Annotated in this window: 13 protein-coding genes; 7 read left to right on the forward strand and 6 right to left on the reverse strand. The window is 69.1% G+C overall.

The window, feature by feature from the left end:
• The first annotated feature begins 134 nt into the window (after nt 1-134).
• Nucleotides 135-575 (forward strand): hypothetical protein, encoded by a 441-nt coding sequence (locus IEV93_RS03745; protein WP_188487026.1) that lies wholly within the window; start codon nt 135-137, stop codon nt 573-575.
• Nucleotides 576-599: 24 nt separating this feature from the next.
• Here IEV93_RS03745 and IEV93_RS03750 read toward each other — a convergent pair whose 3' ends face one another.
• The 3 genes from IEV93_RS03750 to IEV93_RS03760 are packed head-to-tail and all read right to left on the reverse strand — an operon-like array spanning nt 600 to nt 3770.
• Nucleotides 600-1253, reverse strand: a complete 654-nt coding sequence (locus tag IEV93_RS03750; RefSeq protein WP_229704869.1) for a response regulator — start codon at nt 1251-1253, stop codon at nt 600-602.
• Nucleotides 1254-1268: 15 nt separating this feature from the next.
• Nucleotides 1269-2465, reverse strand: coding sequence for a MacS family sensor histidine kinase (macS, locus tag IEV93_RS03755; protein ID WP_188487028.1), 1197 nt, complete (start codon nt 2463-2465; stop codon nt 1269-1271).
• 12 nt (nt 2466-2477) lie between these two features.
• Nucleotides 2478-3770, reverse strand: coding sequence for an AI-2E family transporter (locus IEV93_RS03760; RefSeq protein ID WP_188490353.1), 1293 nt, complete (start codon nt 3768-3770; stop codon nt 2478-2480).
• A gap of 115 nt (nt 3771-3885) precedes the next feature.
• Here IEV93_RS03760 and IEV93_RS03765 point away from each other — a divergent pair, with 115 nt between their 5' ends.
• The 3 genes from IEV93_RS03765 to IEV93_RS03775 are packed head-to-tail and all read left to right on the forward strand — an operon-like array spanning nt 3886 to nt 7174.
• Nucleotides 3886-5091, forward strand: coding sequence for a lysylphosphatidylglycerol synthase transmembrane domain-containing protein (locus IEV93_RS03765; RefSeq protein WP_188487030.1), 1206 nt, complete (start codon nt 3886-3888; stop codon nt 5089-5091).
• Nucleotides 5092-5120: 29 nt separating this feature from the next.
• Complete coding sequence (locus tag IEV93_RS03770) at nt 5121-5558, forward strand: DUF3054 domain-containing protein (protein WP_188487032.1); 438 nt, start codon at nt 5121-5123, stop codon at nt 5556-5558.
• Nucleotides 5559-5569: 11 nt separating this feature from the next.
• Nucleotides 5570-7174: an ABC-F family ATP-binding cassette domain-containing protein gene (locus IEV93_RS03775; protein WP_188487035.1), complete on the forward strand. Its 1605-nt coding sequence runs from the start codon at nt 5570-5572 to the stop codon at nt 7172-7174.
• Here IEV93_RS03775 and IEV93_RS03780 read toward each other — a convergent pair.
• From IEV93_RS03780 to IEV93_RS03790, 3 genes are all read right to left on the reverse strand, one after another.
• Nucleotides 7142-8353, reverse strand: a complete 1212-nt coding sequence (locus IEV93_RS03780; RefSeq protein ID WP_188487037.1) for an alpha/beta hydrolase — start codon at nt 8351-8353, stop codon at nt 7142-7144. The two genes, IEV93_RS03775 and IEV93_RS03780, sit on opposite strands and share 33 nt — an antisense overlap.
• A gap of 67 nt (nt 8354-8420) precedes the next feature.
• Complete coding sequence (locus IEV93_RS03785; protein ID WP_188487039.1) at nt 8421-9809, reverse strand: lipase family protein; 1389 nt, start codon at nt 9807-9809, stop codon at nt 8421-8423.
• A gap of 44 nt (nt 9810-9853) precedes the next feature.
• Nucleotides 9854-11491, reverse strand: coding sequence for an NTF2-like N-terminal transpeptidase domain-containing protein (locus tag IEV93_RS03790; RefSeq protein WP_229704870.1), 1638 nt, complete (start codon nt 11489-11491; stop codon nt 9854-9856).
• Nucleotides 11492-11693: 202 nt separating this feature from the next.
• Between IEV93_RS03790 and IEV93_RS03795 the strand changes: the two genes are divergently transcribed.
• The 3 genes from IEV93_RS03795 to IEV93_RS03805 all read left to right on the forward strand — a co-directional run bounded on the left by IEV93_RS03795 (nt 11694) and on the right by IEV93_RS03805 (nt 15522).
• The gene (locus IEV93_RS03795; protein WP_188487043.1) at nt 11694-12461 is read left to right on the forward strand and encodes a pirin family protein; all 768 of its coding nucleotides are present in this window, start codon (nt 11694-11696) and stop codon (nt 12459-12461) included.
• Between the two features lie 31 nt (nt 12462-12492).
• Nucleotides 12493-14493, forward strand: coding sequence for a M13 family metallopeptidase (locus IEV93_RS03800; protein WP_188487045.1), 2001 nt, complete (start codon nt 12493-12495; stop codon nt 14491-14493).
• Between the two features lie 342 nt (nt 14494-14835).
• Nucleotides 14836-15522 (forward strand): GAF and ANTAR domain-containing protein, encoded by a 687-nt coding sequence (locus IEV93_RS03805; protein ID WP_229705118.1) that lies wholly within the window; start codon nt 14836-14838, stop codon nt 15520-15522.

The raw sequence follows: 15522 nt of genomic DNA on the forward strand, positions 1-15522 counted from the left end.
CGTCCGACATGAAGGTCACCAAGGGCATATTGCCCTCGACGGCCCCGTATTCGGACGATCTCAGTCGGCATCGTCGGTGTCGGTCGGGTGCGTAGGCGCTTGAGGTCCCGGTCCTGAGCCCCTAGGTTCAGATGATGAGCGATGCAAACGATGTCGGATCCGACGATGACCCGTCCACGCCGGCGATCGCAGTCACGCTGGCCGCGACCTTCTTCGTGGGTAGCGTCTTCTCGAGCACGGTCGTCCACGAGGTGCTGGGGCGTCGAGGCCTCCCGGCAGCGCCGCTGGCCTATGCGATGGTCTTCTCGCCGATCTCCTACGCGGTCGTGGTGAGCGAGGAACGGATTCAGCAGTCGCGGCACTGGCCCACGATCGAGAAGCTCTGGTACCCCGGGATCATCGGCGCCGCGATGGTGGGGCCGGTCATCGCGACAGCGTTCTTCCCCGCCGCGTTCGGGCGGTCGTTGCCGCGGGGCATCCCGACCGCCATCGCACTCACGACCTCCATCGCCGCACCGGCGCTCGCCGTCGCCCGCGGCTTGTCGCAACGGAAGAAGGCCGGGGGCCGACCGTGAGTCCGCAGATCGGCCGACCGCCGGCTACTCGTCGAGACCGTGTTCGATGGCGTATCGCGTGAGCTCGACGCGGTTGGCCAACTGCAGCTTTCGCAACGTGGATTGCACGTGGTTCTCGACGGTCCGATGACTCAGGCCGAGCCGCGTCGCGATCTGCCTGGCGCTGAGTCCCTTCGCGACGAGGCGTAACACCTCGGTCTCGCGTTCGGTGATCACCGGCGTCTGCTCGTCCCGGCCGGTGTCACCGGCGATGCGTCGGAACTCCCCCAGCACCAGACCGGCGAGGCCCGGCGTGAACACGGCCTGTCCGTCCGCGGTCGCCACGACGGCGTCGACCAACTCGGTCCGCGACGCACTCTTCACCAGATAGCCACTGGCGCCGCTCTTCACAGCCGCGAGCACGTCGTCGCGTTCGGCCGACGCCGACAACACCAGCACCCTGGTCGACGGCGACACCTCCAGCACCGCGAGGGTCGCGTCGACGCCGGAGCCGTCCGGTAACTGCATGTCCATCAGGACCACGTCCGGTCGGACGGCCGCGGCTCGTGCGGCCGCGGCACGCACCCCGTCGGCGGTGGCGACGACATCGAACCCGTCCTCGGCAAGATCGCGTGCCACCCCCTCCCGCCAGATCGGATGGTCATCCACGACCATCACCGTCGTCGTCCGCTCAGCCATCGCCACGCTCGATCCTCACTTCGACGACCCTCCTGTTGTGGGCACGGTGAACTCCCACTCGGTCCCCATGTCCGGCCCGGTGTCGAGGACAGCGGTGCCGCCCAACGCCTCGATGCGTCCGACGATGGACTGCGAGATGCCCATCCGGCCGGCGGCGACCGCCTCGGGCAGTCGGCCGGGCGCTATCCCGACACCGTCGTCGCGCACACTGACCACCACCTCGTCCGACAGGTCCTCGAGCAGCACGAACGCCTTCGCACCGTCACCGGCGTGATGTACGACGTTGTCCAACGCATTGTCCACCGCGGCAAGCAGTTCCGACACCCTCAGCGGATCCAGGAGCACCGGGTCGGCGGGAGCGCTGACCGTGACGTGGTCCGACGCCCGCGCACGCAGCAACGCCGACAGGTCACCCATCCCGTCCCCTGCGGTCTCGACGGACGGCCCGGCCTCGCTGATCAGCGACCGCAGCGCGCGTTCCTGGTCGGCGGCCAACACCGCCAGATCCGCGGTCGGACCGCCGATCTCCCGACCACGACGGCTGATCAGCGCGAGTACCTGCAGGACTCCGTCGTGGACGTGCCGCGACAACCGGTCCCGCTCGGCCGTCGCGGCCGTCAGCCGGGCGGCCTCGGCGAGGCGTTCCTGTGCCCGCCGCGCGGTCACCGCGCCCATGCCGATCACCAGACCCACCGCGAGCAGGATCACCACGGCCGCGTTGCGCCCGAGGTCGACGTTGACGAAACCCTTCGCGACCGTGCTGGAGCCGATCACCGCCACCGCGGCCACCCCGCCACCGACCGCGCCGAGTTGGATGGCGGCGGAGATGACGGCGTTGGCCGCCCAGAGCGTGGTCGGGATGGACTGGTTCGCCTCCCGCCACCCGGAGGATGCGATGAACACGGTGGCCATCATCAGCAGGCACACGACGACGACCTCGGCGATCACCCACGCCGGGCGCCGACCGAAGCCCGCGAGGTAGGCGACGGTGCACAGTCCGGTCCACACGGTCAGCACCGCGAACAGGGTCGCGCCCAGGGCGCGGTGGTCGAGATCGTTGTTGACCGCGATCTGGAATCCCAGGGCGTAGAGGTAGCTCAGCAGCCGGAACGCCTGGGCCGCACGCCACAACGGTGCGACGGCGTCATCGGCCGCGGTGTCGGCCAACCGGGCAAGCCGGGTCGGCAGGCTCGTGCGATCGGCGGCGGTCATGGCGGGTCGGGGTCAGTCGCTCGTGTCGGGACGCGTCGGTTGCTCGGGGTCGTCGGGATCCGGATCGTCGGTCCCATCTCCGTCCGGCGTCTCGGGCGGCCCGTTGAGACCGGGGGCATCCGACGAGTCCCAGGTGGGCGGGTCGGCCTTCGCGGCGTAGATGCCGACCTGCACCTCGTCGTCCGCGGACTCGGCCGCCTGTGCGGTCTGGGTGTACATCGACCGCACCGCGGTGTTGAGGAACGCGATGAGCGGCACGGCCAGCAACCCGCCGATGATCCCCGCGGACACGATGCCCGCCGCGATGCCCAGCACCACGGCCACCGGGTGCAACCGCACCGACCGGCCCAGCAGGAACGGCTGGAGCACATGGCTTTCGATCTGCATCACCGCGACGACGACGGCCAGCGCGATGACCGCCGCGATCCATCCCTTGGTGACGAGCGTGACCAGGACGGCGAGACCGCCGGTCACCAGCGCCCCGACGATGGGGACGAAGGCGCCGATGAACACCAGGGACGCCAGCGGTAGGGCCAGGGGGACCTGCAGGATGGCCAGGCCGGTACCGATGCCGATCGCGTCGACCAGGGCGACGGCGACCGTCGCACGGACGTAGCCGACGAGCGTGCCGAACCCGGCCCGACCGGCCTCCAACACCTTCGGCCGACTGCCCGACGGGATGAGTCGCGTCGTGAACTCCCAGACGTGTCCGCCGCCGAAGAGGAAGAAGATCATCAGGAACAGCAGCAGCACGCCTGCGGTCGCGATCTTGGTGACCACCCCGGCGGTCGCGATGGCGCCGCTGGTGATCTTGTCCTGGTTGCGCTGGATCATGGCGATGATGTCGTCGCCGACCCTGTCGATCTGCGCCTGTTTGAGCCCGGGCGGGCCGTTGACCAACCAGTCCTTCACCGAGTCGACCGACTGGGTCGCCTGCGTCGACAGATCCGGCAGACCGTCGATGAACTGCTGGACCACGAAGGTCAGGATCCCGCCGACCGCGCCCAGGAACACGATGAGCGTGAACGCCACCGCCACCCCACGATTGAGCCCGTGGCGGTCGAGCCAGTCCACCAACGGGATCAGGAACGCCGTGCCGAGGACCGCCAGCGCCACCGGGACGATGACCTCCTCGAAGCGATTGGCCAGTGCGGCGACCAGGAAGATCGCCACCGCGACGACGATGAGCCGCCAGGACCACTCGGCCGCCGCGCGCACCAACGGGTGGACCTTCTCGCGGTCGGATGCGGCCGTGGCACTCTCGGCTGGGGACCGTTTCCGCGCAGCGCCGACGGCGGCCGCGATACCCGATCTACGCTCTGTCACCTCGCAACACTAGCCCGCGGGGCAGCCTCGCAAGACTGGAGAAATCGGGCGCGGTGCACCCGGGGGCGTGGGCCGGTCGATAGGGTGTGAGTCCATGACGGCCGACCACAGTGACGCCGCCGACGAGCCCACCGACTCCGGCGACGGAGGATCGGCACCCTCCACGGCCCCCGGGCGCCGCCGTTTCTGGTGGTTGCGCTGGGTCGCCATCGCCCTGGTGATCATCGTCCTGACCGTCGAGGCCATCCTGGTCTGGCCGAAGCTCGAAGAGGCGTGGCACAGCATGGATCGGCTGAACTGGCTGTGGATCCTCGCGTGCATCGTCGCCGCGGGGTTCTCGATGGACAGTTTCGCCCAGGTGCAGCGGACCCTCCTCCGATCGGCCGGGGTCAAGGTCAAGCAGCTCAAGTCGCTCTCGGTCGTCCTCGCGGCCAACTCGGTCAGCCAGACGATGCCCGGCGGCAACGTCCTCGCACCCGCGTTCACCTACCGCCAGACCCGCAAGTGGGGCGCCACCCCGGTCGTCGCGTCGTGGCAGGTCGTGATGTCGGGGCTGCTGATGGGCGTGGGTCTCGCGGTCCTCGGCCTGGGTGGCGCGCTGCTCGCCGGCGCGAAGACCAGCCCGTTCTCGGTGATCTTCTCGATCAGCGGGTTCATCGCCTTCGTCATCGCCGCGCAGTACGTGGCCGGGCATCCCGAGTCGATCCAGGGGCTCGGCACCCGGCTCCTGCACGTGGTCAACCACTTCCGCGACAAGCCCGAGGACCACGGCGTCAAGCGGTGGTACGAGATCCTCGAGCAGTTGCGCGCGGTGCAGCTCAACGGCCGCCACACCGGCGAGGCGTTCGCCTGGTCGCTGTTCAACTGGGTCGCCGACGTCGCCTGCCTCGCCTTCGCCTGTTACGCCGTCGGCGGCGAGCCCTCCATCTCCGGTCTGGCCGTCGCCTACGCCGCGGGCAAGGCTGTCGGAACCGCGTTCCCGCTGTTGCCCGGCGGTCTGGGCGTGGTCGACGCCGTACTGGTCCCCGCCCTCACCTCCGCAGGCATGGGCGCGGGCGAGGCGATCACCGCCGTCCTCGTCTACCGACTGATCAGCTACCTGCTGGTGGCCCTGGTCGGTTGGGTGGTCATCTTCTTCATGTTCCGGCAGGCGATCGGCGACGTGGAGTCCGATCTGGACGCCGACACCGGCCCCGACGACGACACCTCCCGTGACACCGACGAGCCCGGCCCGGCCACCACGTCGGGGACCGACCCGCCGACCGGCGGCCGCCGGGACCAGTCCGAGTCCGGCAGCTGAGCGCACCCCACACCGGCTACCGTGGGCCCATGAACCGCCCGTCCGCCACCCCGCGCCGTCGCCGGCTCCGACCGGCCGTCGAGGCCGGCGCGTTCGACCTGATCGCGATACTCGTCTTCGTCGTCATCGGGCGTTTCAACCACGACGACGGGTTGAGCGTCGGCGGGATCTTCAGCACCTTCTGGCCCTTCGCGGTCGGCGCCGCCCTGGGCTGGGCCATCGGTTACCTCGTCTCGCACCTGCGATCCGGCGACCTCGCGGAACCGGACTTCCGCCCGTCCCGACTCCTCCCCGAGGGTGTCGTCATCTGGCTGTCCACCCTGATCATCGGCATGGTGATGCGCGATCAGTTCGGTCAGGGCATCGCGGTCAGCTTCGTCATCGTCGCGACCATCGTGCTGGGTCTGTTCCTGATCGGCTGGCGGCTGGTCAGAAAATCGGTCGCGAGGCGCCGCGCCGCTGCCTAGCATTGCCCCTCATGTCCACGCGATCGGTCACCCTGTCCGCGCTGGGCTTTCATTTCCCGGACGGCAGCCCGATCTTCGACGACGTGTCGGTGTCGCTGAGCGGACACCACGTCGGGATCGTCGGTTCCAACGGTGGCGGCAAGTCCACGCTGATGCGCCTGATCATCGGGGAGCTGGCACCGACAGCAGGGTCCGTCGACCGTCCGCCCGTCGTCGGCTACGTGCCGCAGGACATCTCGATGCACCGACATCGACGTGTCGACGAACTCATCGGGGTCGCCGAGATCCGGAAGGCACTGGCACGTGTCGAGTCGGGTTCCACCCTCGAAGCCGATCACGAAGCCGCCGAGGGCAACTGGGACGTCGACGAGCGCGCGGTCACCCTCTTCGATCAGCTCGGCCTCGGACACCTGGTCGACGATCCGGGCGATCTGAGCCGTGTGGTCGATGAGCTGTCCGGCGGGGAGTCGACCCTGATCGCGCTGATCGGCGCGCTGATCGCCGGTCCGCAACTACTCGTCCTCGACGAGCCCACCAACAACCTGGATCCCGCGGCGAGACGTCTCGTGGTGGCCGCGATCGGGCGGTATCCGGGACAGGTGCTGACGGTCAGTCACGATCGCGACCTCCTCGAGCACGCCGACGCCATCGCCGAGGTCCGCGACGGGACCGTCCGCGTCGTCACGGGGAACTACTCCGATTTCGTCGAGATCGTCGGCGCGGAACAGGACCGTGCCCGCGAGGTCCTCGCTCACGCGAAAAGCGATGCGGCCAAACAGAAGCGGGAGCTGATCACGTCGCAGACGGTCATCGCGCGGCGGCAGAGGTACGGCAGGAAGATGAACGAGCAGAAGCGCGAGCCGAAGATCGTGATGAACCAGCGCAAGCGGTTCGCGCAGGAGGCGGCGGGCAAGCTGACGGGCGGCCATCAACGACGGCTGGAGGACGCACGCGCGCAGGCCGGGATGGCCGCCGAAGCCATCCGCGATGACCGCGAGGTACGAATCGAACTCCCCGACACCGCCGTACATCCCGGACAGGTGGTGCTGGCCCCACGCCGGATCGACCTGCCCGCAGGGGAAGTCGAGATGTCGATCGTGGGGCCCGAGCGCGTCCACCTACGAGGTCGCAACGGCGCGGGCAAGACGACACTCATCCGGGCGGTTCTCGCCGCACCACCCGAGGTGTCCGTCGGGTATCTGCCGCAGGTGCCCGACGGCCTCGACCCCGACGCCTCCCCGTACGACCTCGTCGCCGTCGCGAGTCCGCCGTCGACCGCGCAACAACGCCGAGCCGGGCTGGCGCGCATGCTGTTCCGTGCCGACGACGCCGACCGGCCGGTTCGCGACCTGTCCGGAGGCGAGCGAGTACGCGCGGCGCTGTCGGCGGTCCTGCTCGCCGCCCCTGCCCCTCGGCTGTTGATCCTGGACGAGCCCACGAACAACGTCGACATCGTCACCCGCGATCACCTCGCGCAGGCTCTGGCCGACTTCCGAGGCGCGCTCATCGTCGTCAGCCACGACGATCACTTTGTGGACGACCTGGACATCACCCGGGTGATCGACCTGGACGCTCCGCCGAACTCAGCGGGCGTATCGGCCGAGCCAGTCGAGTAGCGCATGGCGCAGGGTGATGGTGCCTGCGGTGCCCGTGGATGCGGAGTCACCCATGCCGTGGTCGAGTGCGGGCAACTCGATGTAGCGGGCGGGGACCCCCGCGGCCTTCACCTTGTCCGCGAACCGCTTGACCGGCGCGGCGAGGACGAGGTGGTCGGCGCCCCCCTGGACGATCAACGTCGGCGGTGACTGCGCGGTGAGGTTGTTCGCGGCGTCGACGAAGCGGTAACGGTCCGGATAGATCTCCGGCGGTCCTCCGATGAACTGGCGACCCGTGACCTTCCCCAGCGCCGAATCGTCATATGCAGCAGTCAAGTCCACCGCCGGATAGCCGCCGACGGTCGCGACGATCCTGGGCAGTTCCTCCGGTGTCCCACAGGTCGGTTTCAGTGTCTTGGCAGCGGTCAGGTAGGCGGCGTTGATGGCCAGATTGCCTCCCGAGGACTCACCGAACGTCACGACGCGGTCGGGGTCGAGACCGGCGGCCGCGCTGTTCCGCGTCACCCAGGTCAGCGCGCACCCCACGTCGCCGACCTGCGTGTTCCAGTTGTGCACGGTGTCCGAGGCGAGTCGGTAGTCGACGTCGAGGACGGCGTAGCCGTGGTCGGCGAGGTAGCGGTTGTACGGCGTCGGACCGGGTGCACCTGCGACGAAACCGCCACCGTGTGCGAAGACGACCACCGGGTGCGGACCCGGGGACGTCGGTTCGTACAGATCGGCGTGGATGGGTGTTCCGTCGGGGCTGCCGACCACGACGCGACGGTCGGCTTTCGCACCGAGATCACCGCCCGGTCCGGGCGGGGTGAAGAAGGCGAAACCGGCGCCGCCGTTGGCGACACCGATGCTGATGACGATGGCGGTGACGAGCGACGCGGCGACCCCGAAGGCGGCGAAACCGGCGGCGACGGTGCGCCGACGGCTCAGCCCCGACGGCCGCCATCGCCACGGACGAACCGTCCGGAGGATCAGCGCGACCGACACGAGCGCGATGAGCACGTTGTAGATGCCGAGGTTGTCGCGCAGGATGCCGATGGCCAGCCACAGTGACTGCAGGAAGCTCGCGTTCAACGTCCACGACATCCAGGGCACCGGCGTCAGCGCGAGGAGCTGACCGACGACGACGTAGAGCACCAGCACCACACCGACCACCGCGGCCAGGACCCTCGAGAACCTACGCATGCCCCCATGATGACCTGTGACCGGGACGGCGGGTCGAACGGCACCCTGCGCCGTCTCGGTTCCCGCGTCAGCAGTCGTCGGGTGCAGACCGTCCACGCAGGCGCTGATCGAGCCACGTGAACGCGTCCGGGAGACCGACGAGGGCGGCGATCACGTGCTCGCCGGGGACCAGGCGCAGGACCGACGGGACGCCGAGTCGGCACTGCTCCCGGAAGAGCGCCGTCGCCATCTGCGACGGGATCCAGAACTCCTGCGCTCCGTTGTAGACGTAGAGCGGTGTCCCGTACCGCCTGTCTTTCAGCGAGTTCCGCTCGTACACGGCTCGCGCGAACGACGAGTTCAACGGATCGCGCATGGTCGAGAGCACGTCGATGGGGAACGGCAGCTGACCCAGCAGCGCCACCGGGATGATGCAGAGATCCCGCAGCTGCGGCGCCACCTGCCTGCTCACGTTGTTGAGCTTGGTCAGGATCTCCGGTTGCTCCCGCGCGATGCCGTAACCGGCACCGATGAAGACGCCCTTGGCCCAGTTCAGCGGCCCGGTCATGCTGCCGGACAGCACTCTCTGATCGATCGGTGTGCCGCCGATCGCGGCACCCACCACCGACAGCTTCAACTCGGGTGCGTAGGAGTCCAGCAGTTTGGCCGCTCCGTTCGTGGCGATCGCGCCACCCGAGTACCCGGTCATGGCGTACCGACTACGTCCGAAGTCCGCCGGGTAGAGCGCCCGGACCGCGCGGATCGCGTCGAGCACGATGTGACCGGCCAGGGTGGGTTCCGCGTAGGCCATGCGCGGGCCCTCGTGATCGGGGATGAGGACGGCGTATCCCCGTGCAGCCGCCAGCGCCGTCATCGGCGGGATGTAGTCGGTGACGCCGGTCTCGAGTCCCACCCCGTGCGACATCGTGTACCCCGGGGTGCACTTGGTGCCCAGGGAGTCGATCGGCAGGTTGTTCACGACGACCGGTCGCGGACCGACCCACCGCCTGGTGGGGACGACCAGCGACGCCGTGCCGAATGTCGGTGCGCCCGAGGAGTCCTCGGACCGGAACTTGAACTGGAACACCCGCGACGGTGCGCCCACCAGGGCCGCCGACGTGGCGGTGATGTCGCGGGGTGCGCCGATCAACTCGCCGTTGCGCAGCCCCGCGATCCCGGGGGGCATCTCGTCGAAGAACCGGTCACCGGTCGGCGACGGCATCATCGCCGCGCTCAGTTCCGACACCGACAACTCCTCGGCCTGCGCCGGCGGTTGCGCGGCGCGCGTCGAGGATCGCGGCCTCGGCGGCAGCTTCGGTGGCGGGATCACCCGATCGAGGAGGCTGCCGACACTGCCGCTGTCCGACGGCCGGGGCTTCGGTGCCGCCCCCGCGAGCGGAGAGGATCCGCACAGGGTGACGATCAGAAGCAACACCGTCGCCGCGACGGTCGACGATCGCGCGCGGGGCCGGGACATGCGCCCCACTGTGACCGGAGTCACCCGACCCGTCAAGAGTCCGATCAGCGGACGCGCAGGTACTTCTGGACGACCTGCAGTGCTGCGGATCCCGACCGCTCGCCGGCGCAGTGGACGACGAGGACCTTGCCGCCGTCGATACCGACGAACCAGCCCGGCCCCTGGGGGCCGTTCGTACCGACCAGCGCGCGCAGGCCCGACACCCCGGTCAGGTCGCTGGCGTCACCGCTCGTCGCCGTCTTGCGCATCGCCGCGGCGATGGCCGAGGCCACCTTCGCGTCCACCGGCCCGAGATCGCCGCCGGTCACGGTCGTGGCGACCCCACGAACGAAGGTCGGAGCGACCGAACTCATCCGGGCGATCGCGACACCCAGCGCACCCATCGACACCGGCGAGACCGTCAACGAACTCGGGTTGTAGGACGCGGCGCTGACCGAGGCGGCCTTGTCGTCGTCCGACAGCGGCATCGAGACCCCGGGGATCTTGTAGCCGACACCCAGTCCGAGTCGGTGCAGCTGTTCCTCGGCGGCGCCGCGATCGCCACCGGCCGCGGAATCGATGGCCGCGATGACCGGATCGAGCGTGGTGCCCGGCGTCGTCGAGGTGGTCAGCGACATCCCGGCGGAGGTGGCGGCGTCGTTGGCCGCGGCGGCGAGGATGGCGCCCGACCGTGCGTCGAGAACCAACATCGTGGCCGGTTGGGCCACCTCGACCACCGAATCGACCAGGGACAGTTGAACTCCCGAGTTCAACGTCGTCCGTACGTCGGGGGAGGCCGGACCCTGCGCGCCGGCGAGACGGTTCGTGGCGCCGTTCGGGGCGACCATCTGTACCGCCCATCCCGCGGTCGCGTCACGGATGGCCTGCCAGTAGTTCGTCGTCCCCGCCGTCAACGGCGAGGTGATGCGGCGGTCGGTCACCAGCAGTGCCGACGTCTTGTCGACGTCGACGCCGGCGACGCGGTTCGGGTCGCCCGCAAGCACGGTCATGTCCGAGTCGCGCAGCGACACCACGGTCACGGGCTTGCCCGGGGCGGCGGCGAGCCGATCGGAGATCACGCGGGGGGTGATCAGCGGCGCGATGGGGGCGATGACCCGGGCGAGGTCGCGGGTCGTCCGCGGGAGGTCGGGTGTCGTCGACGGGTCGATGACGATGTCGTTGACGGGCTGCAGCGCCATCCACGGGCGGTTGGCGCCGTCGCGGACCGCCGGAGCGGGGGTGGCGTCGGTGCGGACGGCGGCGAGATGACCGCCGGCCTGCATCCCCGAGGCCAGCAGCGTCGGCTCCCACTGCACCCGCCACCCGGACGTCAGTTTCCGTGCGGTCCCGGTCGTCTGGGTCGTGTACTCGCGGTCCTTGCCCAGGTCGTAACGGGTGGTCAGGTTGTAGGTCGCGGTGTGGTCGGAGTACTCCACCGGGTCGGTGACCTTCACCGACACCGTCGCGGCGTGCATCCCCGACAGGGTCGCACCGATCTGCTCGGCCGCCTGTCCGGGCGCCGACGTCAGCTGCGCAGCTCGCGAGGCGTCCTGCGCCCCGAGGGCGGCCGCGAACGTGTCGAGCATGCGCGCCGACTCGGTCTTGGGTGCGTCGGTGAACACCCCGCACGACGCCAGCACGAGGACACCACTGACCACTGAGGCCGCGGCGACACGCGCGCGACCGGACACTGCCACATTCACGTCACTCATTTCACTCTGGTCACATCACGAATGACACCGTTGGTGTTCCCGATTCGCTTACAGTCCCGTCACGAACGCATAACCAGGGCGAATGCACGTATGGGCAGGGGGCCGGGTGGACACCAGATGTGGTGGTCGACCGCTGCCGCACCGCACTCACCGGGTACTACCGTGGGGCCGACCGCACGGAAGGGATCTGCTGATGGTTGCCGCATCGTCGCGCCGGGTCATCCGCTCGGATGAACGCGCCCGGACCGCCACCGAGTGGCTCGAGTCGCGCCACAGCTTCTCCTTCGGCGACCACTACGACCCCGACAACACCCATCACGGTGTGCTGCTCGCGTTCAACGAGGACGTCGTCGCGCCCGGCGCGGGTTTCGACACCCATCGGCATCGCGACATGGAGGTCCTCACGTGGGTGGTGTCCGGGACGATGGTGCACTCGGACTCCGACGGACACTCCGGCGTGCTGCACCAAGGGTTGGTGCAGCGGATGAGCGCGGGCTCGGGCACCGAGCACACCGAACGCAATGACCCGTGGCCCGACTCACCGGACGTGGGAGCGGCGCCCGCGCACCTGGTGCAGAGCTGGGTGATCCCCGATCGTCCGGGTGGGGAATCGAGCTACCAACAGCACGACGTGACCGCCGAACTCGGCGCGGGCGAGCTGGTTCTGGTCGCCTCGGGCGATCCGGGCCGCGACCCCGCGATCGGCATCGGCAACCGCGATGCGTCCCTGCACATCGGGCGGCCGGCGCCGAGGAGGTCGGTTGCGCTGCCGGTCGCACGGTTCGTGCATCTGTTCGTCGTCGCGGGCGAGGTCGAGCTGTCCGACGGGACGTCCCTCTCGGCGGGCGACACGGTCCGGTTCACCGACCACGGCGCGGAGTCGGTCACCGCCTCGTCGGCCGCGGAGATCATGGTGTGGGAGATGCACCGCGGGCTCACCGATCAGATGACCGGCACCTGACGGATCGCGAAACCGGTGCCAGGATGGTCGGGTGACCTCTGCGACTGACACTGCCAACGCCTCCGGTTCCACACCGCCCTCGGGCATCGACCTCGAGTGGGTCGACGAATCGGTGCGCGCCCAGGACGACCTGTTCGAGCACGTGAACGGCGTCTGGATCCGCGACCACGCCATCCCCGACGACCGTCCGCTGGACGGATCGTTCCTCGCGCTGCGCGACGCCGCCGAGGAGAACGTCCGTGATCTGGTCGTCGAGTGCGCCGAGTCCGACCCCGCCCCGGGCACTGACGCCGCACGGATCGGTGACCTGTACGCGAGCTTCATGGACGCCGCGCGCGCCGACGCCCTGGGCATCGACCCCATCCGCGCCGACCTCGACCGCATCGCCGCGGTCGGTTCGGTGAGCGAATTGGCCGGCGTCATCGGCGGGCTGCAGCGCACCGGCACCGGTGGGGCGATCGGCTTCTACGTCGACACCGACTCCAAGAAGTCCGACCGCTACGTGGTGCACCTGACGCAGTCGGGAATCGGGCTGCCCGACGAGTCCTACTACCACGACGAAAAGCACGCACAGACCCGTGAGCAGTACGTCGAGCACGTCCGGAAAATGTTCACGCTCGCCGGATTCGACGACGCCGAGAACCGTGCGCAGACCGTGATGGCCCTGGAGACCGCGATCGCCGGCCACCACTGGGACGTGGTCCGGCGACGCGATGCCGAACTCTCCTACAACCTGCGCACCCTGGCCGAGGTGACCACGGAGGCAGGCGGTTTCGACATCGCCGCGTGGTTGCGGGGACTCGGTGCCGACGACGCGGCCTTCGCCGAGATCGTGGTCGGACAGCCGTCGTTCATCTCCGGGGTGGGCGCGTTGTTCGGCGAGCGGGAGCTGGCCGAGTGGATCGTCTGGACGCAGTGGCGGCTGCTGCACTCGGCCGCTCCGTACCTCTCCGGCGACGTCGTCGAGGAGAACTTCGACTTCTACGGCCGCAACCTGTCGGGCACGCCCGCGATGCGCGAACGCTGGAAGCGCGGCGTCGGTCTCGTCGAGGGCGGACTGGGGTTCGCGGTCGGGAAGCTGTACGTGGACAAGCACTTCCCACCCGCCGCCAAGGCGCGGATGGACGAGTTGATCGCCAACCTGGTCGAGGCGTACCGCCGCAACATCTCCGATCTGGACTGGATGAGCCCGGAGACGCGGGAGCGGGCCCTGACCAAGCTGGGCAAGTTCACCCCGAAGATCGGCTACCCCGAGACCTGGCGCGACTACGACGGCCTCGACATCGATCGCGCCGATCTGGTCGGTAACGTCGCCCGCGCCAACGCGTTCGAGCAGGATCGCGAGCTGGCCAAGATCGGCGGACCGGTCGACCACGACGAATGGTTCATGACACCGCAGACGGTCAACGCCTATTACAACCCCGGCATGAACGAGATCGTCTTCCCGGCCGCGATCCTGCAGCCTCCGTTCTTCGACCCGGACGCCGACGACGCCGCCAACTACGGCGGCATCGGTGCGGTGATCGGCCACGAGATCGGCCACGGCTTCGACGACCAGGGCGCCAAGTACGACGGTGACGGCAACCTCGTCGACTGGTGGACCGACTCCGACCGCACCGAGTTCGGCAAGCGGACCCGGGCCCTGATCGAGCAGTACAGCACCTTCACCCCGAAGGGCCTGGACGAGAAGTACACGGTCAACGGCGAATTCACCATCGGGGAGAACATCGGCGACCTCGGCGGGCTGTCCATCTCGTTGGCCGCCTACCGGATCGCGACCGAGGACTCCGAACCGCCGGTGATCGACGGTCTGACCGGACTGCAGCGGGTGTTCTTCGGGTGGGCGCAGGTGTGGCGCACCAAGACCCGCGAGGCCGAGGCCATCCGACGGCTGTCCATCGACCCGCACTCGCCGCCGGAGTTCCGGTGCAACGGCGTCATCCGCAACATCGACGCCTTCTACGACGCGTTCGAGGTCTCCCCCGGTGACGCGCTCTATCTCGAGGAGTCGCAACGCGTCCACATCTGGTGAGCGCCGTACCCGAGTGCGAATCCGCGGCCGACGAACGGCGCAGGTCAGGCGCTCGACCCGCGTCGACCGAGGTCGGCGAAGCAGTCTTTATCCGATCGCCCGGCCACCGGCGCGAAACGCTGGCTACAATCTCACCACTGACCTCACCACTGACGTCGTCTGGAGTGGAGTCGTCGCCGAACAGTGGCCGTGCGCCTCGAACGAACAGCAGATGAGATGGATCAGTTGAGTGAGGAAGTCGCGGAGAAGACCGCAGGGGGAACGATCATGGAGACCATCGCCGAATCGAACGGTGAGATCGTGGACGCCGGCGTCCTGGCACAGACACCGCGCGCGGTCGATGTGACGCCGATCGCCGCCCTACCCGCACGGATGGCCGACATCGCCCGTCGCCTCCGGTCGGAGAGCAAGGACACCGAGACCATCCTGCGCGCCATCAGCACGTCGGCCGTCGAGTCCATTCCCGGCGCCGAGTACGCCAGCATCACGCTGGTCACCGGCGACGCGACCGTCGAGAGCCCGGTGCTCATCGGCGACCTCGCCCGCGAGTCCGACCGTCTGCAGGCCGAACTCCGCGAGGGACCGTGCATCAGGTCCGCGCTCGATTCCGACACGGTCTGGATCAGCGACATGCGGTCCGAGGATCGGTGGCCCGCGTTCTCCCGGGCGGCGGCCGACCTGGGTATCCGCTCGATGCTGTGCTTCTGCCTCTATGTCGAGGGCGACAACTTCGGTGCCCTGAACCTGCATTCCACCCAGGTCGACGCATACGACGACGACTCCCGGTCGATCGGCAGTCTGTTCGCCGCCCACGCAGCGATCGCGTTCTCCGCGGTTCGGGAGAAGGAACAGATCCGCGCCGCACTCACCAATCGCGACATCATCGGCCAGGCCAAGGGCATGCTGATGGAGCGCTACACCCTGAACTCCGACGAGGCGTTCCGACTCCTCGCGCGGCTGTCGCAGGACTCCAACACGAAGCTGGCCGACGTGGCCCTGCAGGTCGTCGACGCCGGCCCCGGCGAGTAG

It is taken from the genome of Williamsia phyllosphaerae, assembly GCF_014635305.1.
Taxonomy (GTDB): Bacteria; Actinomycetota; Actinomycetes; order Mycobacteriales; family Mycobacteriaceae; genus Williamsia_A; species Williamsia_A phyllosphaerae.